Source organism: Blastomonas sp. RAC04 (assembly GCF_001713435.1).
GTDB classification, from domain to species: domain Bacteria; phylum Pseudomonadota; class Alphaproteobacteria; order Sphingomonadales; family Sphingomonadaceae; genus Blastomonas; species Blastomonas fulva.
In genome coordinates this window covers 950,153-974,748 of record NZ_CP016460.1, presented here as the reverse complement: position 1 = coordinate 974,748, position 24,596 = coordinate 950,153, and the positions used below count along the sequence as shown (strand labels likewise).

At 64.6% G+C, this 24,596-nt stretch carries 22 protein-coding genes and 1 tRNA gene; 10 read left to right on the top strand and 13 right to left on the bottom strand.

The genetic code is table 11. From position 1 onward, the window contains the following. Positions 1-3: 3 nt before the first annotated feature. From BSY18_RS05745 to BSY18_RS05735, 3 genes are read right to left on the bottom strand one after another with little or no spacing between them, the layout of a single operon-like run. On the bottom strand, positions 4-738 hold the full coding sequence (locus tag BSY18_RS05745; RefSeq protein ID WP_069049949.1) for an N-formylglutamate amidohydrolase: 735 nt from the start codon (positions 736-738) through the stop codon (positions 4-6). Further along, positions 735-1,643, bottom strand: a complete 909-nt coding sequence (locus tag BSY18_RS05740) for a 4-(cytidine 5'-diphospho)-2-C-methyl-D-erythritol kinase (RefSeq protein ID WP_083231326.1) — start codon at positions 1,641-1,643, stop codon at positions 735-737. The genes BSY18_RS05745 and BSY18_RS05740 overlap by 4 nt, the downstream gene beginning before the upstream one ends. 18 nt (positions 1,644-1,661) lie before the next feature. Further along, entirely contained in the window at positions 1,662-3,314 is a 1,653-nt protein-coding gene (locus BSY18_RS05735) for an electron transfer flavoprotein-ubiquinone oxidoreductase (protein WP_069049948.1), read from the bottom strand. A gap of 131 nt (positions 3,315-3,445) precedes the next feature. On the opposite strand from BSY18_RS05735, the gene BSY18_RS05730 reads away from it, so the two are divergent. Genes BSY18_RS05730 through moaB form a run of 3 tightly spaced genes read left to right on the top strand, consistent with a single transcriptional unit; the run spans position 3,446 to position 6,497 of the window. Continuing rightward, entirely contained in the window at positions 3,446-4,207 is a 762-nt protein-coding gene (locus BSY18_RS05730; protein WP_069049947.1) for a uracil-DNA glycosylase family protein, read from the top strand. 4 nt (positions 4,208-4,211) lie between these two features. After that, positions 4,212-5,966: a lytic transglycosylase domain-containing protein gene (locus BSY18_RS05725; protein WP_171900181.1), complete on the top strand. Its 1,755-nt coding sequence runs from the start codon at positions 4,212-4,214 to the stop codon at positions 5,964-5,966. Between the two features lie 3 nt (positions 5,967-5,969). Beyond that, positions 5,970-6,497, top strand: coding sequence for a molybdenum cofactor biosynthesis protein B (moaB, locus tag BSY18_RS05720; protein WP_054132933.1), 528 nt, complete (start codon positions 5,970-5,972; stop codon positions 6,495-6,497). 7 nt (positions 6,498-6,504) lie between these two features. Here the strand turns inward: moaB and BSY18_RS05715 are convergent, their stop codons facing one another. Then, the gene (locus tag BSY18_RS05715; RefSeq protein WP_054132934.1) at positions 6,505-7,737 is read right to left on the bottom strand and encodes a potassium/proton antiporter; all 1,233 of its coding nucleotides are present in this window, start codon (positions 7,735-7,737) and stop codon (positions 6,505-6,507) included. A gap of 128 nt (positions 7,738-7,865) precedes the next feature. Between BSY18_RS05715 and BSY18_RS05710 the strand changes: the two genes are divergently transcribed. Then, positions 7,866-8,945 (top strand): PA0069 family radical SAM protein, encoded by a 1,080-nt coding sequence (locus tag BSY18_RS05710; RefSeq protein ID WP_069049945.1) that lies wholly within the window; start codon positions 7,866-7,868, stop codon positions 8,943-8,945. Between the two features lie 38 nt (positions 8,946-8,983). Continuing rightward, the gene (locus BSY18_RS05705) at positions 8,984-9,808 is read left to right on the top strand and encodes an SMI1/KNR4 family protein (protein ID WP_083231325.1); all 825 of its coding nucleotides are present in this window, start codon (positions 8,984-8,986) and stop codon (positions 9,806-9,808) included. A gap of 136 nt (positions 9,809-9,944) precedes the next feature. Here the strand turns inward: BSY18_RS05705 and BSY18_RS05700 are convergent, their stop codons facing one another. Both BSY18_RS05700 and BSY18_RS05695 read right to left on the bottom strand, forming a co-directional pair. Further along, entirely contained in the window at positions 9,945-11,258 is a 1,314-nt protein-coding gene (locus BSY18_RS05700) for an NAD(P)/FAD-dependent oxidoreductase (protein WP_069049944.1), read from the bottom strand. 78 nt (positions 11,259-11,336) lie between these two features. Next, entirely contained in the window at positions 11,337-11,825 is a 489-nt protein-coding gene (locus BSY18_RS05695) for a TspO/MBR family protein (RefSeq protein ID WP_069049943.1), read from the bottom strand. A gap of 134 nt (positions 11,826-11,959) precedes the next feature. Between BSY18_RS05695 and BSY18_RS05690 the strand changes: the two genes are divergently transcribed. Continuing rightward, positions 11,960-13,585: a leucyl aminopeptidase family protein gene (locus BSY18_RS05690; protein ID WP_069049942.1), complete on the top strand. Its 1,626-nt coding sequence runs from the start codon at positions 11,960-11,962 to the stop codon at positions 13,583-13,585. A gap of 80 nt (positions 13,586-13,665) precedes the next feature. On the opposite strand, the gene pcaF is transcribed toward BSY18_RS05690, so the two are convergent. The 3 genes from pcaF to BSY18_RS05675 form a co-directional block, all read right to left on the bottom strand. After that, positions 13,666-14,868 carry a 3-oxoadipyl-CoA thiolase gene (pcaF, locus tag BSY18_RS05685; RefSeq protein WP_069049941.1) on the bottom strand — a complete coding sequence of 401 codons (1,203 nt, stop codon included), beginning with the start codon at positions 14,866-14,868 and terminating at the stop codon, positions 13,666-13,668. 34 nt (positions 14,869-14,902) lie between these two features. Beyond that, on the bottom strand, positions 14,903-15,631 hold the full coding sequence (gene gloB / locus BSY18_RS05680; protein ID WP_069049940.1) for a hydroxyacylglutathione hydrolase: 729 nt from the start codon (positions 15,629-15,631) through the stop codon (positions 14,903-14,905). Positions 15,632-15,710: 79 nt separating this feature from the next. Further along, positions 15,711-15,795, bottom strand: a tRNA-Tyr gene (locus BSY18_RS05675). Positions 15,796-15,953: 158 nt separating this feature from the next. On the opposite strand from BSY18_RS05675, the gene rlmB reads away from it, so the two are divergent. Genes rlmB through BSY18_RS05655 form a run of 4 tightly spaced genes read left to right on the top strand, consistent with a single transcriptional unit; the run spans position 15,954 to position 19,182 of the window. Then, positions 15,954-16,718 carry a 23S rRNA (guanosine(2251)-2'-O)-methyltransferase RlmB gene (rlmB, locus tag BSY18_RS05670; protein WP_069051728.1) on the top strand — a complete coding sequence of 255 codons (765 nt, stop codon included), beginning with the start codon at positions 15,954-15,956 and terminating at the stop codon, positions 16,716-16,718. 17 nt (positions 16,719-16,735) lie between these two features. After that, on the top strand, positions 16,736-17,671 hold the full coding sequence (locus tag BSY18_RS05665; protein ID WP_069049939.1) for a hypothetical protein: 936 nt from the start codon (positions 16,736-16,738) through the stop codon (positions 17,669-17,671). A gap of 58 nt (positions 17,672-17,729) precedes the next feature. Continuing rightward, positions 17,730-18,527 carry a hypothetical protein gene (locus tag BSY18_RS05660; RefSeq protein ID WP_150126215.1) on the top strand — a complete coding sequence of 266 codons (798 nt, stop codon included), beginning with the start codon at positions 17,730-17,732 and terminating at the stop codon, positions 18,525-18,527. A gap of 22 nt (positions 18,528-18,549) precedes the next feature. Next, positions 18,550-19,182 carry an eCIS core domain-containing protein gene (locus BSY18_RS05655; protein WP_069049937.1) on the top strand — a complete coding sequence of 211 codons (633 nt, stop codon included), beginning with the start codon at positions 18,550-18,552 and terminating at the stop codon, positions 19,180-19,182. 183 nt (positions 19,183-19,365) lie between these two features. Here BSY18_RS05655 and BSY18_RS05650 read toward each other — a convergent pair whose 3' ends face one another. The 4 genes from BSY18_RS05650 to BSY18_RS05635 all read right to left on the bottom strand — a co-directional run bounded on the left by BSY18_RS05650 (position 19,366) and on the right by BSY18_RS05635 (position 24,532). After that, the gene (locus BSY18_RS05650; protein ID WP_054132945.1) at positions 19,366-19,638 is read right to left on the bottom strand and encodes an HU family DNA-binding protein; all 273 of its coding nucleotides are present in this window, start codon (positions 19,636-19,638) and stop codon (positions 19,366-19,368) included. 201 nt (positions 19,639-19,839) lie between these two features. Next, positions 19,840-22,236, bottom strand: a complete 2,397-nt coding sequence (lon, locus tag BSY18_RS05645; protein WP_069049936.1) for an endopeptidase La — start codon at positions 22,234-22,236, stop codon at positions 19,840-19,842. A gap of 122 nt (positions 22,237-22,358) precedes the next feature. Next, positions 22,359-22,694, bottom strand: coding sequence for a YbaB/EbfC family nucleoid-associated protein (locus tag BSY18_RS05640; RefSeq protein ID WP_069049935.1), 336 nt, complete (start codon positions 22,692-22,694; stop codon positions 22,359-22,361). Continuing rightward, positions 22,691-24,532, bottom strand: coding sequence for a DNA polymerase III subunit gamma/tau (locus BSY18_RS05635; protein WP_069049934.1), 1,842 nt, complete (start codon positions 24,530-24,532; stop codon positions 22,691-22,693). The genes BSY18_RS05640 and BSY18_RS05635 overlap by 4 nt, the downstream gene beginning before the upstream one ends. Positions 24,533-24,596 lie beyond the last annotated feature (64 nt).

Here is a 24,596-nt window from a genome sequence, read left to right as displayed (position 1 = left end):
GCTTTACGCAAGTCTGTTGCTGCAGGTCAGCAAAACAGGCGCGAGCGCTTCTGCCATCCGCCGGACGCCCGTATCCGAGCCGACATGGTCCTGGCGCATCTCGACGCCCAGATAGGGACGGCCTTGATCCTCGGCATGCAGGTTCATCGTCGCGTTGAGCGCGGTGCCGGCATAGGGCAGTTGGTCACCGACATGCAGCCCCGACTGTTCGAGCAGGGGAATGGCAATGCGCGCAGCGCGGTCGTCGCGGTTGTAGAGAATGCCGATGTCCCAGGGGCGAACCTCTTCGGGCCTGCTGGCGAGGCTTGGTGTAAAACTGTGCAGCGACAGGATGAAGGGTCGCTCAATACTCTCGAGCGAGGCGGCGACCGCGGCATGATAGGGGCGATAGAAGGCCGCCAGCCGGGCCTCGACATCGGCCCCGGCGTTCCCCGGTATCGCGATACCGTCGCTGACTGCGGGGATCAGGCCGGGCGCGTCTTCCTCGCGGTTGAAATCGATCACCAGACGCGACACGCCCGCCAGCACCGCGCCGCAGCCCAGAACCTGGCAGAGCTTTCGCGATACGCCGGCCACGCCGATGTCGATCGCGACATGGCGCTGCAGCACGTCGTCGGCCACACCCAGATCAATCCCGGCGGGGACATGGTTGCTGGCATGATCGGCCACTATCAGGATGTTGGCACCCGGCGCACTAGGGACGGGCGCAATCAGGTCATAGGGCTGGAAGCTGCTCATCGCAGAGTACCTCGCATGGCCCACCAGTCGGGATACGCGCGGCGGATCGCCTGATGCGCGGCATCGATATCGGCACCTCTGCGAAACAGCGCAAAGCAGGTCGCTCCGCTGCCCGACATCCGGGACAGCAGGACCCCGGGCTGCGCGTCCAGCGTATCGAGCACGGCACCGATCTCAGGCACCAGCGCGCGCGCCGGCGCTTCCAGGTCGTTGCGTCCGGAATCGATGATCGCAGCAAGGCTGGAACTGTCGAGCGTGCCCCGATCGTGCTGGTCCCAGCCTTTGAACACCGGCGCAGTGCCCACCGGAATGCCGGGATTGATCAGCAGGATCGGCGTGCCCGCAAGCCCGGGCAGATCAAGCGGCGCAAGCGCCTCGCCGCGCCCCTCCACCCGCAACGTGCGGCTGATCACGCAAGCGGGAATATCCGACCCCAGCGTCTCTCCGATCGCGCATAGCGCCGCATCATCAAGGCCGCACCGCCACAGGCGGTTGAGCAGGCGCAGCGCCGCGGCTGCGTCCGCCGACCCGCCACCGATGCCCGAGGCGACCGGCAGGTTCTTGGTGAGGTAAAGGTTGGCGCCGAATTGCGCGCCCCCATCCGTGTTCGCGAGCGCAGGCGTGGGCGAAGCGGAGAGCTTGAGGCTGTTTGCGGCGCGGAGCACCAGATTTTCCGGCCCATCGTCCAGCCCGGCCGCAAACGGTCCATCAATGCTGAGCGCAAGCACGCCATCATCGCGCCGTTCAGCGCGCAGGACATCGCCGCTGTCGACAAAGACAAACAGGCTCTCGATGTCGTGATAGCCATCGCCCCGCCGACGCCGCACGTGCAGGGCGAGGTTGACCTTGGCAAAGGCGGTTTCGATCAGCACCACGGCTCCCGCGGGTCGAACCCTTCCCCACATGGGAAGGGTTCAAGGACATCACATGTTCGGATAGTTCGGGCCGCCGCCGCCTTCGGGGACCACCCAGTTGATGTTCTGGCTCATTTCCTTGATGTCGCAGGTCTTGCAGTGGACGCAGTTCTGCGCGTTGATCTGGAAGCGCGGGTTGCCTTCTTCCTCGCCGACGATCTCGTACACCCCAGCCGGGCAGTAACGCTGTGCCGGCTCGTCGTACAACGGCAGGTTGTACGTCACCGGCAACGCCGGATCCTTCAGCTGGAGGTGGACCGGCTGGTCCTCCTCGTGATTGGTGTTCGACAGGAACACCGAGGACAGCCGGTCGAAGGTGATCACGCCGTCGGGTTTTGGATAATCAGGCTTCCGGTACATGTCCGCCCGGCCCATGTGCTTGTAGTCGGGGTCGTGCTTCATGGTGATCGGAAGGCCGATGCGCAGCTGGCGCATCCACATGTCGATCCCCGCTAACACCGTGCCCATGGTGCCGCCGAACTTGTCGACCAGCGGCTCGACATTCTGGACCTTCTTGAGCTCTTCGGCGATCCAGCTGGCGTTGAGCGTTTCCTGATAATCCGCCAGTTCATCCGAACTGCGATCCGCCTGGATCGCGCGGAAGGCGCTTTCGGCGGCGAGCATGCCCGATTTCATTGCGGTATGGCTGCCCTTGATACGCGGCACGTTGACGAAGCCCGCGCTGCATCCGATCAGCGCGCCGCCCGGGAAGGCAAGCTTGGGCACCGACTGCCAGCCGCCCTCGTTGATCGCACGCGCGCCGTACGAAACGCGCTTCCCACCTTCCAGGATTGCGCGGATTTCGGGGTGCAGCTTCCAGCGCTGGAACTCCTGGAACGGCGACAGATGCGGGTTCTGGTACGACAGCGCCACCACGAAGCCCAGCGCGACCTGGCCATTGGCCTGGTGATACAGGAAGCCCCCGCCCCAGGCATCGTCGAGCGGCCAGCCCTGGGTGTGGATCACACGGCCCGGGACGTGCTTCTTGGGGTCGATGTCCCACAGCTCCTTGAGGCCGATACCGTAGGTCTGCGGCTCGCAATTGGCTTCCAGATCGAACTGGCGCTTGAGGATCTTGGTAAGATGGCCGCGCGCGCCTTCGGCAAAGAAGGTGTAGCGTGCGTGCAGCTCGAGACCGGGCGTGTAATCGGCCTTGTGCTCGCCGTCCCGACCGATCCCCATATCGCCGGTGGCGACACCCTTGATCGAGCCATCCTCGTTGTACAGGATCTCCGCGGCGGCAAAGCCCGGGAAAATCTGGACTTCGAGCTCTTCGGCCTTTTCAGCAAGCCAGCGGCACAGATTGCCCAGGCTGCCGGTATAGGTGCCCTTGTTGTGCATGAATCCGGGAGTCGCCAGATGCGGAATCGCGAACTTGCCGGACTTGCTGAGCACCCAGTGATGGTTCTCGGTCACCGGGGTTTCCGCCATCGGGCAGCCCTGCTCACGCCAGTCGGGGAGCAGCTCGTCGAGCGCGCGCGGGTCGATCACCGCGCCCGAAAGAATGTGCGCGCCGACTTCCGAGCCCTTCTCGATGACGCAGACTTCGATTTCCGCGTTGTTTTCCGCAGCCAGCTGTTTGAGCCGGATCGCCGCAGCAAGGCCAGCAGGGCCTGCGCCGACAATCACGACGTCAAAAGGCATGGATTCGCGTTCACTCATCGTTCGTTCCCCGTTGCTCAGGACCGGTCCTATGCCATAAGGACAAATGCAATGGACCTTCCGTTCCTCTCCAATAGTGCCGCGTGGCGCAAGTCAACCCGCTTTGGCGTCGGGCGATCGTGCTTTGTGCGATGAGCGATGAGCTGAAGCTGGCCCAAAGCCTGGTCGATTGGTGGCAGCTGGCCGGGGTCGAATGGGACTATACCGAGAGCCCCAACGACTGGCTGGCGGACGATCCGGCACCACAGACGCGCAGCGTTGCGCCGCTGATATCCCAATCTCCGGTGTCGTCCCCTCCCCGCCCGGCAGCGGTCGCAGCGCAGCCCAAGCCCGCGCCAGCGATCACGGTTGCGCTGCCCGATGATCTCACAGCGTTCCAGCAGGCATGGAGCGAGGGAGCGCTTGGTCCCGATGGAGGCGATGGCGGCTGTCTTGCGCCGCATGGGGTGGTGGGCGCCAAGGTCATGGTGATCACCGCGGCGCCAGAGCGTGACGACGAAACCACGGTCCTTTCGGGCAAAGCGGGCAAACTGATCGGCAATATCGCCGCGGCGGCGGGCTTTGCGCCCGAGACCCTGTACCGCGCATCCTATTTTCCGCGGGTCGTGCTCGACGGCAGGGCAGCGGCCGAGCATGTCGATGCTTGGCGCCGGATCGCGCTGCATCATATCGCGCTTGTGCAGCCCGAATTGCTGGTGGTTGCAGGCGGAGACACCGCCAGAGCGCTGCTGGGACACGATCCATCGCAAAAGCCACCAGTTTTACATTTTCTTAACCATGGTGGCGGAACTGTCAAAACGGTTGTCATGCGCAAGCCCAGCCTGATGTTTCATCGCATCGCGCAGGAGAAGGCCATGGCGTGGCAAAGCTGGCAATTGCTGCTTGTGGAGTAGAATTTTGCGCAAGAAAGCATGGATGATCGCCGCGGGCGCGCTTGTGATGGCCAACCAGCCTGTGTGGGCCGAAACCTCGTCCTACAGCTATTTTTCCGATCGCGTCGCCAAGACGCAGGTGCCCGAACAGCTGTCGTCTTCGGACCGCCAGTTCTATGCCGAGGTCTTCGGCGCGATCCGCGGCCAGAACTGGTCGCGGGCAGCCGAGCTGCTCGACAGCCGCGACAAGGGGCTGCTGCACGACATCGCGCGCGCCGAACTGTTTCTGGCGGCCAACTCCCCCCGGGTCGAGATGGGTCCGCTGCTGAGCCTGCTCAACGCAGCGCCCGAACTCCCGCACGCCGAACGTCTGGCCGGTCTTGCCACCAAGCGCGGCGCGACGATCCTGCCCGATCGACCGATGACGGTGAAGATGGCCAGCTTTGCCGGCGTGACCCGTCGCGGCAAGCCCCGCAGCATCTCCGATGGCACGGTGCCATCCGCGCTTGCCGCCCTCATCCAGGAGCGGATCGTTGCAGACGACCCCGCCGGCGCCGCCGCCGCGCTTTCGGAATACCCCGATCCGCTCAGCCCGCATGCGCGCACCGAGCTGCAGCAGCGGGTGGCGTGGTCCTATTACATCGAGAACCGCGACGACGAAGCGCTCGACCTGGCCCGGGCTGCCGCCAATGGCGCTGGCGACTGGGTGGGTGAAGCGCACTGGACGGCCGGCCTTGCCGGATGGCGACTGGGCAACTGCACCGCCGCGCTGCAGGGCTTCGAAGGCGCCGCTGCCAATGCCTGGAACGAGGAGCTCCGCGCTGCGGGCTATTACTGGGCATCGCGCGCCGCGACGCGCTGCCGTCGCCCCGATCTGGTCCAGGCCAATCTGCGTGCAGCGAGCCAGTATGGCGAAACGCTTTATGGCGTGCTGGCAACCGAACAGCTGGGCATGGCGGGCACCACCGTGCGCGCTCCCGATTTCAACGACAGCGACTGGAAGCAGCTGAAGGACCGCGCCAATGTGCGGCGCGCCATCGCGCTGGGCCAGATCGGCGAATCGACGCTGGCCGATCAGGTGCTGCGCCACGAAGCCCAGATCGCAGGCGACAGCACGCACGATGCGCTGCTGCGGCTGGCACGTGACCTTTCGATGCCGCAGACCCAGATGTGGCTGGCGCACAACGGGCCGCAGGGCAGCCGCCCCGACAGCTTTGCCCGTTTCCCCTCGCCGCGCTGGGTGCCGCTGGATGGATGGCGGGTCGACCCTGCTTTGGTCTATGCGCACACCTTGCAGGAATCGAACTTCCGCAGCGATGCGCGCAGCCCTGCAGATGCACGCGGGCTGATGCAGGTCCGCCCCGGCACTGCGCAGGACATGGCGCGCGCTCGCGGCCAGTCGCTTGACGCCAGCCAGCTCTATCAGCCGGCGATCAACCTGGAATATGGCCAGCGCTACCTCGAATTCCTGCGCGACCGTCCCGAAACTCAGGGCCTGCTGCCCAAGATCATCGCGGCCTATAATGCTGGTCCGCTGCCGGTCAGCCGCTGGAATTCCAAGGTCAAGGACAATGGCGATCCGCTGCTGTTCATCGAATCGATCCCCTATTGGGAAACCCGCGCCTATGTCGGCATCATCCTGCGCAACTACTGGATGTACGAGAAGCAGGCGGGGGTGACATCCAAGAGCGCGCAGGGGCTCGCGCAGGGCATGTGGCCGCGTTTCCCGCACGCAGGCGGAATGGAGCTTGTGCGCGTCGGCACGACCTACAATAACTAAGCGATGGCCATCGACGAATCCCGGGTCTTCAAGCCCATCAACATCGCGCTGCTGACGATATCGGACACGCGCACCGCTGCCGACGACACGTCGGGGGATATCCTTGCCGGTCTGATCAAGGCCAAGGGCCATCGACTGATCACCCGCGCGATCGAGCGCGACGATGTCGGCGCACTGGTCAGCCGGCTCAACAACTGGATTGACGATCCGGAGATCGACGCGATCATCTCCACCGGGGGCACGGGCCTGACCGGGCGCGACATCACCCCAGAGGCGCTCGACCGGGTGAAGGAAAAGGACATTCCGGGCTTTGGCGAGCTGTTCCGCTGGCTGAGCTACAAGACCATCGGCACCAGCACGGTGCAATCAAGGGCGTGCGCGGTGCTGTCGCGCGGTACCTATATCTTCGCCCTGCCCGGATCGAACGGGGCGGTGAAGGATGGCTGGAACGGTATTCTCGACGAGCAGCTCGACAGCCGCAACCGCCCCTGCAATTTCATCGAACTGATGCCGAGGCTGCGCGAGAAATAAGCGCAGCTCAGGGCGCCTTGATGGCGAGCAGCGCCGATCGCGGCTTGTCATTCGCGCCGATCCCCAGGCGCTTGGCCACCCATTTCATGCTCGGCCCCTGGATCACGCTCGACAACAGCACCACGAAGAACACGATGTTGAAGATCGTGAACGCGCCCGGCACGCCCGCCACCATCGGGAAGGTCGCGAGCACGATCGGCACCGCGCCGCGCAGCCCCGCCCAGGACACGAAGAGCTTGGCGCGCCAGTCGAGCGAACGGAACGGGGCAAGGCAGATGAACACGCTGACCGGACGCGCGACCAGCATCAATACGAAGGTGATGCCAAGCCCGGGCACGATCACGTCGACCAGATTGGTGGGCGCCACCAGCAGTCCCAGCGTCAGGAACATCACCACCTGCCCCAGCCACGCGAGGCCATCCTGGAAGGTCGAGATGATCCGCCGCGCGGCATAGCTGCGGTTGCCCGCGACCAGCCCGGCGATATAGGCCGCAAGGAACCCGTTGCCTCCGATCACTTCGGCCAGCCCATAGGCGATCAGCGCAGCGGCGATCGAGATCACGAACGCCAAGCCGCTGCTGCGATAATGCTTGCGCTTCAAAAGCTCGGGCAGCAGCCAGCCGATGCCAAGCCCGATCACCACGCCCATCGCCATCTGCCCGGCAAAATCGGGCAGCAGCCCCAGCGGCGACGCGCCCGGCTGGGCGATGAACAGCAGGGCCGCGCCGACCATGAAGATCGCCATCGGATCGTTGGTTCCCGATTCGAGCTCGATCAACGCAGGCACATCGCCTTCCAGATCGAGCCCGGTCGAGCGCAGGATGGCGAACACTGCCGCGGCATCGGTCGATGCGACCACAGACCCCAGCAGGAACCCCTGGAACCAGGTGAACTTGAGCAGCAGCACCGCAGCGCTTGCAGTGATCAGCGCGCTGATCAGCACCCCGAAGGTCGCCAGCACCAATGCAGGCCGCACCATCCGCTTTACCGCCTGCCAGCTGGTGTCCATTCCACCGGAAAACAGGATGAAGATGAGGCAGGCCACGCCAACCCCTTGCGTCAGCACATAATCGTTGAACGCGATGCCACCGGGTCCGTCGACCCCGGCGAGCATCCCGAGCCCCAGAAATCCGATCAAGGCGGGAAGACCGAAGCGGCTGGTCAGCGTGCCCGCCATCACCGTGGTCAGCAACAGGGTGCCGATGACCAGCAGCGCGATGGGGAGGGGAACAGTCAGCATCGAACCTTCAGAGCATCCCCACCGGGCTATGGCAAGGCAAACGCCCCGGCGATTGCCTTCAGACGCGATGAACAGTTGGCCGATCCTCGGCGCTTGCAATTGTTCCTGTTTTGTTTCATATCATGCCCATGGCGAACCTACCGTCACCCAAAGGCCGCGGTGCCCCGCTCAATCTGGAATCCAGGCGATTCCGATTGCCTGAGCGGCAGGTCGACGGCGACTGGCTCGATGCGCTAGTATCGGTCGACGACACCCCTCCCCCGCTGCGGACCACGGTCACCATCGAGCATCCGCGCTCGATCCTGTCACGCAACACCTCGCCCGATCTGCCGTTCGACCAGTCGGTGAATGCCTATCGCGGCTGCGAGCATGGCTGCATCTATTGCTATGCGCGGCCCACGCACGCCTGGCTCGACCTGTCGCCGGGGCTCGATTTCGAAAGCCGCCTGTTCGCCAAGCCCGATGCGGCAAAGCTGCTGCGCGCGACGCTGCGCAAGCCGGGCTATGTCCCCAAGGTCATCGCGCTGGGCACCAACACCGATCCCTATCAGCCGATCGAGGCCGAGTACCGCATCACCCGCTCGATCCTCGAAGTGTGCCTCGAGGCGCGCAATCCAGTGGCGATCACCACAAAGTCGGACCGGGTGCTGGCCGACATCGATCTGCTGGCAGAGATGGCGCGGCACGATCTGGTGGCGATCGCGCTGTCGGTGACGACGCTAGACGGGGCAATTGCGCGCACGCTGGAGCCACGCGCCGCAAGCCCGCGCAAACGGCTGGCGGCGATCCGCGCGCTGGCAGATCGCGACATCCCAGTGCACATGAACGTCTCGCCGGTGGTCCCCGCCATCACCGACCACGAGATAGAGGCGGTGGTCGCCGCCGGGGCCGGGGCGGGCGCGCTGTCGGCCTCGTTCATCCCGGTCCGCCTGCCGCACGAGGTCGCGCCTCTCTTTCGCGCCTGGCTCGACGCCCATTTCCCCGACCGCGCTAGCAAGGTGATGAGCATCATCCAGGACATGCGCGGCGGGCGCGACAATGACCCCGATTTCGGGACACGGATGCGCGGGCAAGGCCCCTGGGCCGAGCTGATCCGCGCCCGCTTTCGCATCGCGCTCAAGCGCGCGGGACTGAACTGTCATGCATGGAAGCTGTCGGTCGAGGGGTTCCGCGCGCCTGCCGACGGGATGCAGGGGGAATTGTTTTAACGGGGGCAATTGCCCGCATTTGAGCAGCGTGAAAGGACATGGATCGAACAAGACGCAACCTGCTGATCGGCGGCCTGGCTGTTGGTATGCTCGCGCTTGGCGGGCTGCTGCGTGAAGCCTTCGGCACGCGTCGGCACAACAGAAGGATCATGACGGAAATGACTGATATTCCCGAACGCCCCGCTGGCAACCCGAAGCCGATGCTTGAAGAGGACATCGCGCCGGTGCTTGCGCGGCTTGATGCCTGGTTCGCGGCCAACCTGCCGCTGCCCCAACATGGGTTCAATCCACCAGCGACCGAAGCTCAGATCGACGAGATCGAGCAATTGATGGGTCTGAAGCTGCCTCAGTCGTACCGCGATCTCTACCGCTGGCACGACGGAGAAAATGACGCAATTTCGGGCCACATCTATGGCCTCCCCTTATTGCCGCTGCACCAGGTTATGGCAGAGCACCAGTCGTGGCAGGATGCGCTCGAGGGAATCGACGGCGACGCTTACGCTATTCCCGGCGGATCCTGGCCCGAAGGCGCAGTGGACCCGGCCTATATCAATCTTCGGTGGCTACCGTTGACCGGCGACGGCGGAGGTAACAGCATAGGCCTCGATTTTGATCCCTGGCCGGCAGGCAGGGTTGGCCAGGTCATCATCTTCGGGCGTGATGAAGAGGTGAAGGTCGTGCTCGCGCAATCGCTCGGGCAGTTCCTCGAATGGATCGCAGGCCTGCTGGAGAGCGGAAATTTCGAACTCGTGCCAATCGAGGGCAAGGAACCGTTGCACAGCTTCCAGTTGAAGGAGCCCTCGATAGAGCACTTCCACGATGCGGCCCGTGCTCTCCTTGGTGCTCCGGATCCTTATGTGTGACATGAAGGTTGGCGCAAGGAACGACACCTAAGCGTGTGCCGAAAGGAGGGCTTTGCAGCTGACTTATACCAATTTCGAGCGCCGCTCGGCTTAAGCCGAGCCGGAACGGGCAGCCATGTCCGCCCCAGCCCGATCTTTAATGCAGCTTCAGCTTCGGCCGGACGATCTGGTTCACATGGCCGATGACGATCAGCGAGACGCCGCGCCACCAGCCATGGATCGCGATCAGGTGCATGCGATAGAGCGATTGGTAGGCCCAGCGCGCCAGCCGGCCCTCCACCGCCATGCGCCCGCCGACAAGGTTGCCCATCAGGCTGCCGACGGTCGAGAATCGACTCAATGACACCAGCGAGCCATGGTCCTTGTAGACGAAGTCCTTTAGCGGCTTGCCCGTCTGCACCCGGCAGAGATTGTCGAAGATGTGGCTCGCCATCTGGTGCGCGGATTGCGCGCGCGGCGGGATGGGGCGCTCCTCGCCCGGCAATGTGCACGAGGCGCAGTCGCCCAGTGCGAAGATATGGTCGTCCAACGTCGTCTGCAGCGTCGGCTTGACCACGAACTGGCCAAGGCGGTTGAGCTCGAGATCGCTCATCTCGTTGACGCCATCGGCGCCCTTCACCCCGGCGGCCCAGACGATCAGATCGGCGGGGATGACCTCGCCCTGTTTGGTCTCCACCGAATGCTCGGCAACGCTGACGACCTGCGTGTTCTCGCGGACGCTGACGCCCAACTGCTCGAGTTCGTGCTTGGCCACCCCGGCCAGCTCGGCATCGATCTGCGGCAGGATGCGCGGCCCCGCCTCGACCAGTGTCACCTCGAGCTTGCTCTCGTCGAACACCTCCAGCCCGTAATTCCTGAGCGCCTTGGCGGCGTTGTAGAGCTCGGCGGAAAGCTCCACCCCTGTCGCTCCGCCGCCGATAATGCAGATACGCACGCGCGCGTCGGCATTGCCGGTGTTGTGTTCGTGGTTGGCGCGCAGACACGCATTGAGCAGCCGCTGACGGAAGCTGTCGGCCTGCGCGCGATGCTCGAGGAACTGCGCGTGTTCGCGCACGCCCGGCGTACCGAAATCATTGGAGACGCCGCCAAAGGCCAGCACCAGATAATCGTAGCGGATCTTGTGGCGGCCGATCACCTCGCGGCCCTGATCGTCGATCAGCGGCGCGGTGGTGATGTGCTTGGTGTCGCGATCGATGCTCTCCAGCGTGCCGTTGAAGAACCGATAGCCCCAGCGTACGGCGTGCCCACCATAGCCGACTTCGTCGAGATTGGCATCGAGCGAGCCGGCGGCGACTTCGTGCAGCAGCGGCTTCCAGATATGGGTCTGATTGCGGTCGACCAGAATGATGTCGTGCTTGTCGCGTCCGTACTTGCTGCCCAGCCTGCGCACCAGCTCAAGCCCGCCTGCCCCGCCGCCGACAACCACGATCTGCGTCTTCTGATCGGTCACGTTACCCCCTTGAAAAGTGTCAAGCAGAGTTAACACATTTTGCCCAAAGGCAAAGTGCTTTGGGCGCTCCGCTGCAAATCAGGATGTGCTGGCTGTCCCGAACGGCCGGTTCAACTGGACGATCTTCGCGTTGAGAATCGAAGCGAAACTGACCCAGACAAGGTACGGAACGATCAGCCAGCTTGCGAGAACCGAATAGGGCCGCAGCCAGATGCACATTGCGAACACGGACGACCAGAGGAACACCACCTCGATCTGCGCCCAGTCTGGCCTGTGCAGCTTGAAGAACAGCGGCGACCAGAGGAAGTGGAACACGAAGTTGGCAGCATACAGCGCGATGATGATGCCGCGATCCGCGTCGGTCGCAGCGCCGTTCCACGCCAGTACCAGCGCCCAGGCGGCGAGCCCCAGGATGATCGTCCAGGCCGGGCCGAACAACCAGTCGGGTGGCTGCCAGCTCGGCTTCTTCAGGTTCTTGTACCAGCTACCGATCTCGGTCAGCAGGCCGCCCGCTCCGCCCAGAATGACGGCCCAGGCGATGGCGGCGATGACGATGGGGCTGAACATGCTTCGACAATGGGGTGGCAACCCGCCATGCGCAATGGCCGATGTCGCTCCGGCCCGGATAAAGGCTTGCCGCCCCGCAGCCAAGCTGCTGAAATGGCAGGCATAGCAGACCAAAATCAAAGGGTGCCCCTGACATGTCCACTTTTCGCAAAGCCATCGCCGCGTCCCTGTCGTTTGCGCTCGCGGGAACCGCGTTCGCCTCTCCTGCCCTGGCGCAGGGCCGCAGCGACGCGGTCGCGCCATCTCTTACGCTCAAGGCGGCCAAGTCCCAGCACCGCGCGGTGACCTTTGCCGCCGCGCCTGCGCAGATGGCAGGAACGCTGGTTCTGCCGCTGACCGGCGAGGCCGATCTGGCCACGCGTGCCAGCGCGCTGAGCGATGCCGAACGCGATGCCATCGCCCGCGCGCTCAAGGCCGCCGAGTTCGACTACAAGGGCCAAGGCTCGCTGTCGCTGCGCGGGATCGGCGGATGGGACCGGATCCATGTCGTCAGCACCGGAACCGACATGAGCCCTGCGGCGATCCAGAAGCTCGGCGTGATGGCCGGACGCGCGCTGATGAAGGACAAGGGGCCGCTCACCGTGATGGCAGGTGGACTGCCTGCCGAGGCCGTGGCCGAGCTCGCCACCGGCATGGGCATCGGCGAATACCGCTCCGACCTGTATCAGGCCAAGGCACGCGATGCCGCAGCGATGGCGGGTACCGTCATCGTGGGCGACACGGCGGGCGCGGCGCGGGCGCTGTATGAGGGCCGCGGCAAGGCGCTGGTGGAGGCCATGGCCTTTGCCCGCGACCTCTCCAACGAGCCTGCCAACGTCATCTATCCCGAAAGCTTCGTCGAACGCACCCGCGCAGCCTTTGCCGGGGTGCCGGGCGTCAGCATCGAGGCGCTCGATGTGCCCGCGATGGAGCGGCTGGGGATGGGCTCGATCCTCGGATCGGGCCGGGGTTCGGCGCGACCGCCGCGCATGCTGATCGTGCGCTACACCGGACGCGGCGCGTCATCTGCCGGGCCGGTGGTGCTCGCCGGCAAGGGCATCACCTTCGACAGCGGTGGCATCTCGATCAAGAACAGCGGCGGCATGGGCGACATGAAGTTCGACATGTCGGGCGCGGCCAGCGTGGTCGGCGCGGTTCTGGCGCTGTCGAAATCGCGCGCGCCGGTCGATGTCGTCGCCATCGCCGCGCTGTCCGAGAACATGCCCGATGGCAATGCGGTGCGCCCCGCCGATGTGCTGCAGGCGATGAACGGCAAGACGATAGAGATCATCTCGACCGATGCCGAGGGACGGCTCGTGCTGGCAGATGCAGTGGCCTATGCCGATGCCAAGCTGAACCCGGCTGCGATCGTCGACATGGCGACGCTGACCGGATCGATCGTCACCGCGCTTGGCGATGATTATGCCGGAATGTTCAGCCGCCATGATCCGCTGGCGACGCAGCTGCTGCAGGCGGGCGAGGCGAGCGGCGATGATCTGTGGCGGATGCCGCTTCACGCCAGCTATGCCGAAGACACCAAATCGACCATCGCCGACATCAAGAACTCCGGGGCCAGCGGCGCCGGCGCGGGGGCGGGCGCGCATTTCATCGGCGCGTTTGTCAAACCCGAAACCCCCTGGGCGCATATCGACATCGCGGGCATGGCCTGGGGCGGCGCGAGCGACGTCAAGGCCGCCGGATCGACCGGCTATGGCGTACGCCTGCTCGAAGCGTTCGTGCGCAACTTCCAGCCGGTGCCCAAGATCGCTGCGGCGGACTGATACCGCCGAGACGGCTGTCCCCGTCATGCCTGCGCGTGCGGGCGTGACGGAGACGGCCAGCGACGAACCGGATTGCCGGACTACACCCGCTCGATCAGCATCGCGATGCCCTGCCCCACGCCGATGCACATGGTGGCAATGGCATAGCGACCGCCGGTGCGGTCGAGCTCTTCGGTCGCGGTCAGCGCCAGCCGCGCGCCCGACATGCCCAGCGGATGGCCGAGCGCGATCGCTCCGCCATTGGGATTCACATGGCCCGCATCGTCGGGCAGGCCAAGCTGGCGCAGCACGGCCAGCCCCTGCGCGGCAAAGGCCTCGTTGAGCTCGATCACATCGACATCGGCCAGCCTGACCCCGGTGCGCGCGAGCAGCTTCTGTACCGCGGGCGCCGGGCCGATTCCCATGATCCGTGGCGCCACGCCGGCGACGGCGGTGCCGATGATGCGCGCACGCGGAGTAAGGCCATGGCGCGATGCCGCAGCTTCGGACGCAACGATCAGCGCCGCAGCGCCATCATTGACCCCGCTCGCATTGCCCGCAGTCACCGTGCCTGCGGGCCGGACAATCGGCTTCAGGGCCGCCAGCGCCTCGATAGACGTCATGCGCGGATGCTCGTCGGTGTCGATGATCAGCGGATCGCCCTTGCGCTGGGGGATGGTCACCGCAACGATCTCGGCCGCAAGCCGACCCGACGCCTGAGCGGCGGCAGCACGCTGCTGGCTGCGCAGCGCGAACGCATCCTGATCGGCGCGGTTGATGGCGAAATCGTCGGCCACATTCTCTGCGGTCTCGGGCATCGAATCGACGCCGTGCACCGCCTTCATCAGCGGGTTGACGAACCTCCAGCCGATGGTCGTGTCATACACCGCATTGTCGCGCGCAAAGGCGCTGCCCGCCTTGGGCATCACGAAGGGCGCGCGGGTCATGCTTTCGACGCCGCCTGCGATCATCATGTCGGCATCGCCTGCGCGGATCGCGCGTGCAGCAGAGCCAACCGCATCCAGCCCCGAACCGCACAGACGGTTGATGGTACCCCCGCCAACGTTGTCGGGGAGGCCTGCCAGCAAAGCCGCCATCCTCGCGACGTTGCGATTGTCCTCGCCTGCCTGGTTGGCGCATCCCATCAGCACATCGTCGATGCCTTCGGGATCGAGCCTGGCATTGCGGCTGAGCAGCGCGCGCAGCACCACGGCGGCCAGATCGTCGGGCCGCACGGTCGCAAGCCCGCCGCCGTAGCGCCCGATGGGGGTGCGAACGGCATCGCAGATGAACGCTTGGGTCATTTCGGTACCTTTTGCAAAGAAAGGGGCGAGCGGATCAGCCCCTGAAACTGTCCTTGGCGGCGCGCCGTTCGGCGAGTTCGGCAGCACTGGCCGCGCGCATGAACGGGTTTGTGGCGCGCTCCAGCGCGATGGTGGTTGGCACGGTGGCCTCGCCGCGCAAGCGCATCGCATCGACCTTGGCCATGCGCGCGACGATGTCCGCATTGCCGGGCTCTGCCGCAAGCGCATAACGCCCGTTGGACTGGGTGTATTCGTGCGCGCAGTACACCATGGTATCGCCGGGCAGCGCCGCAAGCCGGGTCATGTTGTCGAACATCTGTTCGGGCGTGCCTTCGAACAATCGCCCGCAACCCATGGCAAACAGCGTGTCGCCGACGAAGATGCAGTGCTCTTCGGGCAGATGATAAGCGATATGCCCGCTGGTGTGCGCAGGGACATCGATGACATCCGCTTGCACCTTACCCATGCGAACCTCGTCACCACCCGAGACCAGCACGTCCAGCGTCGAGATGCGATCGCTCTCCGCTGCAGGGCCGGTGATGGTGCAGCCGGTCGCCGCCTTGATCGCGGCATTGCCGCCGACATGATCGGGGTGCCAGTGCGTGTTCCAGATCTGTGTGATCGCCCAGCCACGATCTGCAGCCGCCGCCAGCACGGGCTCGGCCTCGGCGGGATCGATGACGACAGTCTCGCCGCTCTCGGGATCGTGCGCCAGCCAGATGTAATTGTCGGAAAGGGCGGGAATGCGGATGATTTCTATCATGGCCGCGTTGTGCCCAATCCGGTCTTGATTGCCAAGGGCGCATCGGGACTGGCTTGAAATTGGCACCGGCCAAAAGGGGTGGTGGCAGGGCTGGATTCGAACCAGCGTACGCTCTCGCGGGCAGATTTACAGTCTGCTGCCATTAACCACTCGGCCACCTGTCCACACGTCGAAACCCTGTGTGCTGGCCCCTTGGAGGGAGCCGTTCTTGCCGAGAGGCGGTCCCTTGAACAATTCGCGCTTGCCTGTCAATGCCGACAGGACGAAAAGCGTCAGCATCATCATCCCCGGCGATCCGATCGCCCAAGAAAGACCGAAAATTATGGCAAAGCGCGGCGCGCGCAACCGGCATCGCAAGGCCGGTCTTGAAGGTGGCAAGTTTCCCCGATTCTGGGGCACCCATGCGGTGGAAGCAGCCTTCAACAACCCCGAACGGCAGATCCGATGGATTCGCGGCACCCGCGAAGCGCTGTCCGACATGGAATTGCCGCAGGGTGTTCCGGTCGAATTCGCCGACGTCGCCGATCTTGCGCGGCTGGTCGCGCGAGATGCGCCGCACCAGGGTGTGGTGATCGAGGTCGAACCGCTCGACGACATGGTGCTTGCCGATGTGCTGTCGGGCGATCCGCTTCGCCCGATCGTCGTGCTCGATCAGGTCACAGATCCGCACAATGTCGGCGCGATCTTCCGCTCCGCCGCGGCATTCGACGCGGCGGCCATCGTGACACAGGACCGGCACGCTCCGCCCGAATCGGGCACCGTGGCCAAGGCGGCATCGGGCGCGCTCGAGATCGTCCCCTGGGTGCGCGTGGTGAACCTGTCGCGCGCGCTCGAGGAAATGGCCGATGCCGGCTATTGGCGCATCGGGCTCGATGGCGAGGCAGGCGATACTCTGGCGCAGACGCTGGGCACCGGCCCGATCGCGCTGGTGCTGGGCGCAGAAGGCGAAGGGTTGCGGCACAATGTCGCGGGCCATTGCGACGTGCTTGCCCGCCTGCCGATCAGCAGCGCGATGGAAAGCCTGAACGTCTCCAATGCGGCGGCGATCTCGCTCTACGCGATTCGGATGGACCGGGGAGAAGGCTGATGCGGCCTGGGGGGCAGATGGCAGCGCGGATATGGTTGGCTGCCGCAGCGGCCTTGATGCTGACCGGCTGCCTTTTGTCGCCCGGCAAGTTCACCGCCGACATGACGGTGATGCGCAGCGGCGGATTCACCTTTGCCTATCAGGGCGAGATCCATCTGATGGGGCTTGCCCAACTGGTGGCGATGGGCGCCGCGATGGACAGCAAGGGCACCGATTTCATCCCCAATCCCTGTTATGGCGACCCGGCGCAGATCGATGGCGCGGTGCTCAAGACCGCCTATCTGCAGGACGAGGAGGCCTGGACCGAAGAGGCCATCGAGCGCGAATGCACCGCGGCGGAGATCGAGCGGCAGAAGAGCGAATGGGAAGACCAGCGCGCGGCCAAGAAGGCCGAGGACGCGCGCATGATCGACATGTTCAAGGAGCTGATGGGCGGGATCGATCCCGGCTCGCCCGATGCGATCGACGAGTTCATCGTGCGCATCAAGAAGCAGAAGGGTTGGCGCGAAATCGTCCACAAGGGCGATGGGCTGTTCGTGGTTGACTATGCCGCCTCGGGCCGCATCGACCAGGACTATGTCTTTCCGGTGATCGAGAAGACCAGAGGCCTGCCGCCTTTCATTATAGCCGCGGCGCGCGCCAATGGTGCGGTCCGGATCGATGCGCCCGGCTTTTCCGGATCGGGCGATGGCGGCTTTCTGGGCGGCGGCATGAGCGGGCTGATCCCGATGCTGCAGGCGATCGGATCGATGGAAAACAAGGAGGAGGCCAAGCTGTTTGCCGGTCTGCCCAAGGCCGATGGCACCTTCACGATCCGGACGGATGGCGAGATCCTGACCAACAACACCGATGACGGGCCGGTCGCATCGGGCGCGATGAAGACTCTGCAATGGAGCATCAACACCCGCACCAAAAAGGCACCCGAAGCGCTGATCATGCTGGACCCGGCCTGACCGGCACCGCATAATCACGCTTATGTTCAAACCGGGTCGCACCGAAGGGGACACGGAAATGAAGATGATGCGCCTGATCGCGGCCCTGGCCATTCCGCTGCTGCTGGCCGGTTGCCTGCTCTCACCCGGCAAGTTCACCTCGACGCTCGATCTGCAGCGCGATGGCAGCTTCACCTTCACTTATGCAGGCGAGATCGTGGTGACCGACACGTCGTCTCCCCCGGCCGAGTTTGCCGCCAGCCCGTGCTATGACGAGACCACCTCCGACGAGCGCGAGTGCACGCCGGCCGAGCTATCGCAGCAGCGCAAGGACTTCGACGCAGCCCAGGCCGCGAACAAGGATGGCGAAGGAATGGGCCAGATGGGCGGAATGGGCGATTTCGGCAGTGATGAAAGCATCACCGAACTGGTCGACCAGCTCAAGAAGCAAGAAGGCTGGAAATCGGTTCGCTATCGCGGCAACCGCATCATCGATGTCGAATATGCCATTACCGGGACCGTCGGCCAGGGCTTTGCCTTTCCGCTGATTGATGGTGGCGGCGCGGTGATGCCGTTCGTGACGATCACCCGGCGCAAGGATGGCAACGTCAAGGTGGTGGCGCCCGCCTATTCGGGTGGCGGGGCCGGAGGCGACATGGCCGGACTTGGCGCGATGGCCGGGGCAGCCGCAAGCCCGGCCAAGGCCGCACAGCCCAAGCCCGAGGGTACCTTCACCATCACCGCCGATGGCGGCGTGCTCACCAACAACACCGAAGAAGGCCCGACCACGGTCGCAGGCAAATCGGTGCTGACCTGGAAGGTCAACAGCCGTCTCGAGAAAGGACCGGAGGCCCTGATCCGTCTTGCGGCTCAATGAGGGATCGCCTAGCGGTCCCCGCATGCAGGGATTGAAGATCGCAGCGGGATCGCTGGCCTGGCTGGGCGCGATGGCTCTGGGTGGCTGTATCGAACGGCCGAGCGAAGAGATGCTGACGCCGCCTCCCAGGGTGGCCCGCGCGCTTGCAGTGCTGGGCGAGCAATCCGTCCAGTCGTCCCGGCGGGTGGCAGCGCAGGCACAGCGCGAGTCCGGTCGTCTGGTGCAGCGGTCAGCGCGCGTTACCGCCCCGGTTCTCGCCCAGGCGATCCGTCATGCCGAGGCGCAATCCTCGCGCGCGGGTGCGCGCAGCATCCCTGCGCCGATGGCGGAAACCCTGGCACCCTATTTCGACCGGAAACTGATCGGCTCGGTCCGCTGGACAATCGGGACGGGCCGGGTCGATCTGGGCACCTTCCTGACCGAGCAGTACATGGACGAGGGCGCGGTCGCGCTCAACCGCCAGGTGGTGTTCTCCAGCGAGCGGCTGACGCAGAATGTTTGGATCTGGGCGCACGAACTGGCGCATGTCGAACAGTATCAGCGCAAGGGCATCAATGGCTTTGCTGCGGCCTATATCCGCGACTGGCAGGCGATCGAGCGCGAGGCTACCGCGCGCGCCAACGAGGTGACCGCGGCCATCCGCAAGGCGGGCTGATCGGCCCAACGCCCCGCGTCACCGTTAGCCGTTCCTCAACCGATGGCTGACGCAAAAAAGGCGGCACAGGGTTGCGCCGCCTTTTCAGCTGTCGGTATTCAACGGGGGGGTAATTGGCTTTGCGACCCCTGCCCGCTCAAAGTCTGCGTTCGTTGCGGGTGCTGTCAGCCAGCACCCGTCAGATCAGTTGACTGCATCCTTGAGGCCCTTGCCGGCCTTGAACTTGGGCTGGGTAGATGCCTTGATTTCCATCTTCTCGCCGGTGCGCGGGTTGCGTCCGGTCGATGCCTTGCGCTTGCTCACGGAAAACGTGCCGAAGCCGACCAGGCGGACTTCGCTGCCCTTGGCAAGCGCACCACTGATCGAATCAAACACTGCTTCCACCGCCTTGCTGGCGTCGGTCTTGCTGAGGCCGCTCTGATCAGCGACTGCAGAAATGAGATCATTCTTGTTCATGCCGTGGGAACCCCCTGATTATTGTTGAATATAGCTGAATCGCGGCTTTGAGGGTGCCGAGTTAGAACCAGTTAAATCCAAGTGTCAAAGGGAAAAGCGCGCATTTCCGGGCACTTTGTCGCAATGTTACGGTAATGTTTCCGCTGGAAGCGCAGGAGGCCGGGATGCTGCAATGCACCATCCCGGCCTCCGGTGTAAGGCTCAGTGCGTGACCGCACCGCCCGCGATATCGCTGCCGCCGACTCGCGGTTGCGCAGCCAGTTCGTCGGCCTCGGTCCATTCGATCGGAACCAGCGGATCGACCAGGGCGACACGCAGCACCTCGTCGACATGGCTCACGGGAATGATGGTCAGCCCCTGCTTGGCGTTTTCCGGAATCTCGGCGAGGTCCTTCTCGTTCTCCGCCGGGATGAGCACGGTCGTGATGCCCCCGCGCAGCGCCGCGAGCAGCTTTTCCTTGAGCCCGCCGATCGGCAGTACTCGGCCGCGGAGCGTAACCTCCCCAGTCATCGCCACCTCGCGGCGGACAGCATTGCCGGTGAGCGTCGAGATGATCGAGGTGACCATGCCGATACCCGCAGACGGGCCATCCTTGGGGACCGCACCTTCGGGAAGGTGGATATGGATATCCTTGCGCGCGAAGAGGCTGGGCTTGATACCATAAGCAGGAGCCCGCGCCTTGACGAACGAGAACGCCGCCTGCACCGATTCCTGCATGACCTCGCCAAGCTTGCCGGTGGTCTTGATCATGCCCTTGCCAGGCACGGTCACCGCCTCGATGGTCAGCAGTTCGCCGCCCACTTCGGTCCAGGCAAGCCCCGTCACCGCACCGATGTCGTTCTCGGTCTCGCCGATGCCGTGGCGATATTTGCGCACCCCGGCGAAGTCGGAGAGGTTGTCGCCGGTGATGACAACGCCCTTGTCCTTGCCTTCAAGGATCCGGCGCAGCGACTTGCGCGCCAGCCGGGCGATTTCGCGCTCGAGCGTGCGCACGCCCGCCTCGCGGGTGTAATAGCGGATCAGGTCGCGCAAGCCCTCTTCGGTCAGCTCGAACTCACCCGCCTTCAGCCCATGCGCTTCGATCTGCTTGGCGATCAGGTGCCGCTTGGCGATCTCGACTTTCTCGTCCTCGGTATAGCCCTCGAGCCGGATGATCTCCATGCGGTCGAGCAAAGGCTGCGGCAGGTTCAGGCTGTTTGCGGTGGTCACGAACATGATGTCCGAAAGATCGATGTCGATCTCCAGATAATGGTCCTGGAACTTGCCGTTCTGTTCGGGGTCGAGGACCTCAAGCAGCGCCGATGCCGGGTCGCCGCGGAAATCCTGGCCAAGCTTGTCGATCTCGTCGAGCAGGAACAGCGGATTGCTGGTCCCTGCCTTCTTCAGATTGTTGACGATCTTGCCCGGAAGCGAGCCAATATAGGTCCGGCGGTGGCCGCGGATTTCCGCTTCGTCGCGCACGCCGCCGAGCGACTGGCGCACGAACTCGCGGCCCGTCGCCTTTGCTATCGACCGGCCGAGCGAGGTCTTGCCGACGCCCGGAGGGCCGACAAGGCACAGGATCGGGCCCTTGAGCTTGTTGGTTCGTGCCTGAACGGCGAGATATTCGATGATCCGGTCCTTGACTTTCTCCAGCCCGAAATGGTCATCGTCGAGCACCTTCTGCGCTTCGGTGATGTCCTTCTTGAGCTTCGACTTCTTGCCCCAAGGCAGACCCAGCAACACGTCGAGATAGTTGCGCACCACGGTCGCTTCGGCTGACATCGGCGCCATGCCGCGCAGCTTCTTGAGCTCGGACGTCGCCTTGGCCTTGGCTTCGGGGGACAGCTTCAGCTTCTCGATCTTGGCGGCGAGTTCGGCAACACCGTTGCCATCGTCACCATCACCATTGCCCAGCTCGGACTGGATCGCCTTGAGCTGCTCATTGAGATAATATTCGCGCTGGGTCTTCTCCATCTGGCGCTTGACGCGGCCACGGATCTTCTTCTCGACCTGCAGCACGCCGAGCTCGCCTTCCATGAAGCCGAACACCATCTCCAGACGCTTGACCGGGTCATCCTCGGTCAGCAGGCTCTGCTTGTCGGCAACCTTGACCGCGATGTTCGCAGCCACCGCATCGGCGAGCTTGGACGCATCATCGATCTCCGCCAGCTGCACCGCGGTTTCGGCGGGCATCTTCTTGTTGAGCTTGGCATAGTTTTCGAACTGATCGACCACCGAACGCATCAGCGCGTTGACATCGGTGCCGCTGACGGCGCGCGCGGGTAACGCCTCGACCTCGGCCAGGACATGGTCGCCTGTAACCTCGAGCCGGTTGAGACGCGCACGTTCGCCGCCCTCGACCAACACGCGGACGGTGCCATCGGGAAGCTTGAGCAACTGGAGCACGGTGGCGATCACGCCGATGTCGTAAAGATCGTCACGATCGGGATCGTCCCGCGCCGGGTCGAGCTGCGCGACGAGGAAGATTTCCTTGTCCTGCTCCATCGCCCGCTCGAGTGCGGCGACGGACTTGTCGCGGCCCACGAACAGCGGAACGATCATCTGCGGGAACACCACGATGTCGCGCAGGGGAAGCAGGGGATAGGTCTGGAACATGGTCAATTCGGTTCAATCCATCTTGGGCTGGGTGCGCCGGTCAATCGGCAGCAGTCAGCCCGTTATATGGTCACAGGTTGCGGCCGCGACAAGCGACCCTGCACCTGCCCGGGTTAACGGCGTCAGAACGGCAGCTTGAAGCCCGCGGGCAGCGGCAGCCCCTGCGCCATCTTGCTCATCTCTTCCTCGCTCGCGCGATCGGCCTTGGTGCGCGCGTCGTTGAACGCGGCCGCGACAAGGTCCTCGAGCATCTGCTTGTCGGCAGGCACGATCAGGCTGTCGTCGATCGACACGCCCAGGATGCGCCCCTTGGCGGTGGCACGAACCTTGACCAGCCCGCCGCCGGCGGCGCCTTCGACCTCGACAGATTCAAGCTTGGCCTGAGCCTCGTTCATCTGACGCTGGACGGTCTGCGCGGCTTCCTGCGCGGCAGCCATCATTTCTTCCATGCTTTTCATGCCTTGGCACTCCGTGTTGGCAGGTTATCGTCCTCATGTGGGGAGATTTCCGCCGCAGTCCAGTCAATTTCCGCATCGGGAAAGGCGGATTGTGTCGCCTTTACCAGCGGATGATTGAGAATTTCATCGCGCATCGCGTCCTGGCTATGCTTTTCCTGCTCGGCGAGACTGGGTAGCGCATCGCCAGCGCCGCGCTCGACCTGCCAGCGCCGCCCGGTGATCTCGGCCAACGCCTCGCGCAGCAGCGGGACATAGTCGTCACGCCCTGTCGCGGACTGATAGGTCAGCGTGTCGGAACCGATCTCGACCGGGCGCATATCGGTCCGCACCTGCCCCGCGAGCAGCAAGCGCCCGGCATTGTCGAGCAGATCGACGATGTCACCAATGGTGCGGATTTCGCCGGGAGTTCTGATCGGCTGGGGCTCGGGCCGAGCAACCGGCTCGCCATAGTCGGCCATGTCCCAGGGCGGCGCGCCATCGGGAGCCGGTGGTGCTTCGGCCTGCGGACGCGAAGGTTCGGGCGAAGGGGCCGTCGGCGCATCGGCCTGCGGCGCCTCTACCATCCTGCGCGCAAGCGTGCCCGGATCGGGCAGCGTCGCGGCATAGAGCGCGCGCAGCAATGCCATTTCGCATGCCTCGCGCGGCACTGGCGCCTGCTCGATCTCGTCGTGCCCCTTGAGCAGCAGTTGCCACAGCCGGTGCAGGCTCGCATGGCCAAGCTTGCCCGCCCAGTCGGCAAGTGCCGCGCGGTCTTCCTCGCCGTGCACGGTGCGCACCCTGCCGGCAGATTTCTGCAGCGTGATCGCGTGCACCATCGCCAGCAACCCGCGCATTACCGCGACAGGATCGACACCCAACCCGTGCTGCGCGTCCAGATCAGCGAGCATCGCATCGGCATCGCCCGCGATCAGATGCGCAAACAGCCGCCGCATCGACCCACGATCCGACAGGCCGAGCATCGAGCGCACCTGCTCCGCGCGCACCATCGCGGCGCCTGCAACATCGCTGTGCCCGCCAAGATCGGCATGCGCGATCGCCTGGTCGAGGATCGAGAGACCATCGCGCACCGACCCCTCGGCGGCATCGGCGATCATCGCCAGCGCATCGGGCTCGGCGACCACGGCTTCCTTGACGCAGATTTCGGCGAAATGGCTGGCGAGCAGCTCGGACGGAATGCGTTTGAGGTCGAATCGCTGGCAGCGTGACAGCACCGTAATCGGCACCTTGTTGACCTCGGTGGTCGCAAACAGGAACTTCACGTGCGGCGGTGGCTCCTCCAGCGTCTTGAGCAAGCCGTTCCACGCCTGTTTCGACAGCATGTGTGCTTCGTCGATGATGTACATCTTGTAGCGCGCCGACACGGCGGCATAACGCACCGCCTCGGTGATCTCGCGGACGTCGTCGATGCCGGTGTGGCTCGCAGCATCCATCTCGATGATGTCGATATGGCGCCCTTCGGCGATGGCGACGCACGGTTCGCACACGCCGCACGGCGCGATCGTCGGGCCGCCCTGCCCGTCCGGTCCGATGCAATTGAGCGCCTTGGCGATCAGTCGCGCAGTCGAGGTCTTGCCCACCCCGCGCACCCCGGTCATCAGGAAAGCATGCGCCAGCCGCTCGCGGCGGATGGCGTTGCCCAGTGTCTGGACCATGGCGTCCTGGCCGATCAATTCGGCAAAGGTCTGGGGGCGGTATTTGCGCGCCAGCACGCGATAGGCCTGGCCAGTGGCGGGCGCTGGAGCAGGCGCCGGAACGGGCGGCATGTCCAGCCCAAGGCCGGGCATCAGGGCTTCGTCGTCGGTGTCGCTGTCCGTATCTGGCTGCGGGGAATCATGCATGGCACGTGATTAGCCGCTGCTGCGCAGGGATGGAAACGAATCCACGCGGCTGTTCAAAAACCGC

What these genes read in the sequence shown, in the direction of transcription:
- BSY18_RS05745 (WP_069049949.1), bottom strand. Translation starts at nt 738, where the DNA reads ATGAGCAGCTTCCAGCCCTATGACCTGATTGCGCCCGTCCCTAGTGCG.
- BSY18_RS05740 (WP_083231326.1), bottom strand. Translation starts at nt 1,643, where the DNA reads ATGTGGGGAAGGGTTCGACCCGCGGGAGCCGTGGTGCTGATCGAAACC.
- BSY18_RS05735 (WP_069049948.1), bottom strand. Translation starts at nt 3,314, where the DNA reads ATGAGTGAACGCGAATCCATGCCTTTTGACGTCGTGATTGTCGGCGCA.
- BSY18_RS05730 (WP_069049947.1), top strand. Translation starts at nt 3,446, where the DNA reads ATGAGCGATGAGCTGAAGCTGGCCCAAAGCCTGGTCGATTGGTGGCAG.
- moaB (WP_054132933.1), top strand. Translation starts at nt 5,970, where the DNA reads ATGGCCATCGACGAATCCCGGGTCTTCAAGCCCATCAACATCGCGCTG.
- BSY18_RS05715 (WP_054132934.1), bottom strand. Translation starts at nt 7,737, where the DNA reads ATGCTGACTGTTCCCCTCCCCATCGCGCTGCTGGTCATCGGCACCCTG.
- BSY18_RS05710 (WP_069049945.1), top strand. Translation starts at nt 7,866, where the DNA reads ATGGCGAACCTACCGTCACCCAAAGGCCGCGGTGCCCCGCTCAATCTG.
- BSY18_RS05705 (WP_083231325.1), top strand. Translation starts at nt 8,984, where the DNA reads ATGGATCGAACAAGACGCAACCTGCTGATCGGCGGCCTGGCTGTTGGT.
- BSY18_RS05695 (WP_069049943.1), bottom strand. Translation starts at nt 11,825, where the DNA reads ATGTTCAGCCCCATCGTCATCGCCGCCATCGCCTGGGCCGTCATTCTG.
- BSY18_RS05690 (WP_069049942.1), top strand. Translation starts at nt 11,960, where the DNA reads ATGTCCACTTTTCGCAAAGCCATCGCCGCGTCCCTGTCGTTTGCGCTC.
- pcaF (WP_069049941.1), bottom strand. Translation starts at nt 14,868, where the DNA reads ATGACCCAAGCGTTCATCTGCGATGCCGTTCGCACCCCCATCGGGCGC.
- gloB (WP_069049940.1), bottom strand. Translation starts at nt 15,631, where the DNA reads ATGATAGAAATCATCCGCATTCCCGCCCTTTCCGACAATTACATCTGG.
- rlmB (WP_069051728.1), top strand. Translation starts at nt 15,954, where the DNA reads ATGGCAAAGCGCGGCGCGCGCAACCGGCATCGCAAGGCCGGTCTTGAA.
- BSY18_RS05665 (WP_069049939.1), top strand. Translation starts at nt 16,736, where the DNA reads ATGGCAGCGCGGATATGGTTGGCTGCCGCAGCGGCCTTGATGCTGACC.
- BSY18_RS05660 (WP_150126215.1), top strand. Translation starts at nt 17,730, where the DNA reads ATGAAGATGATGCGCCTGATCGCGGCCCTGGCCATTCCGCTGCTGCTG.
- BSY18_RS05655 (WP_069049937.1), top strand. Translation starts at nt 18,550, where the DNA reads ATGCAGGGATTGAAGATCGCAGCGGGATCGCTGGCCTGGCTGGGCGCG.
- BSY18_RS05650 (WP_054132945.1), bottom strand. Translation starts at nt 19,638, where the DNA reads ATGAACAAGAATGATCTCATTTCTGCAGTCGCTGATCAGAGCGGCCTC.
- lon (WP_069049936.1), bottom strand. Translation starts at nt 22,236, where the DNA reads ATGTTCCAGACCTATCCCCTGCTTCCCCTGCGCGACATCGTGGTGTTC.
- BSY18_RS05640 (WP_069049935.1), bottom strand. Translation starts at nt 22,694, where the DNA reads ATGAAAAGCATGGAAGAAATGATGGCTGCCGCGCAGGAAGCCGCGCAG.
- BSY18_RS05635 (WP_069049934.1), bottom strand. Translation starts at nt 24,532, where the DNA reads ATGCATGATTCCCCGCAGCCAGATACGGACAGCGACACCGACGACGAA.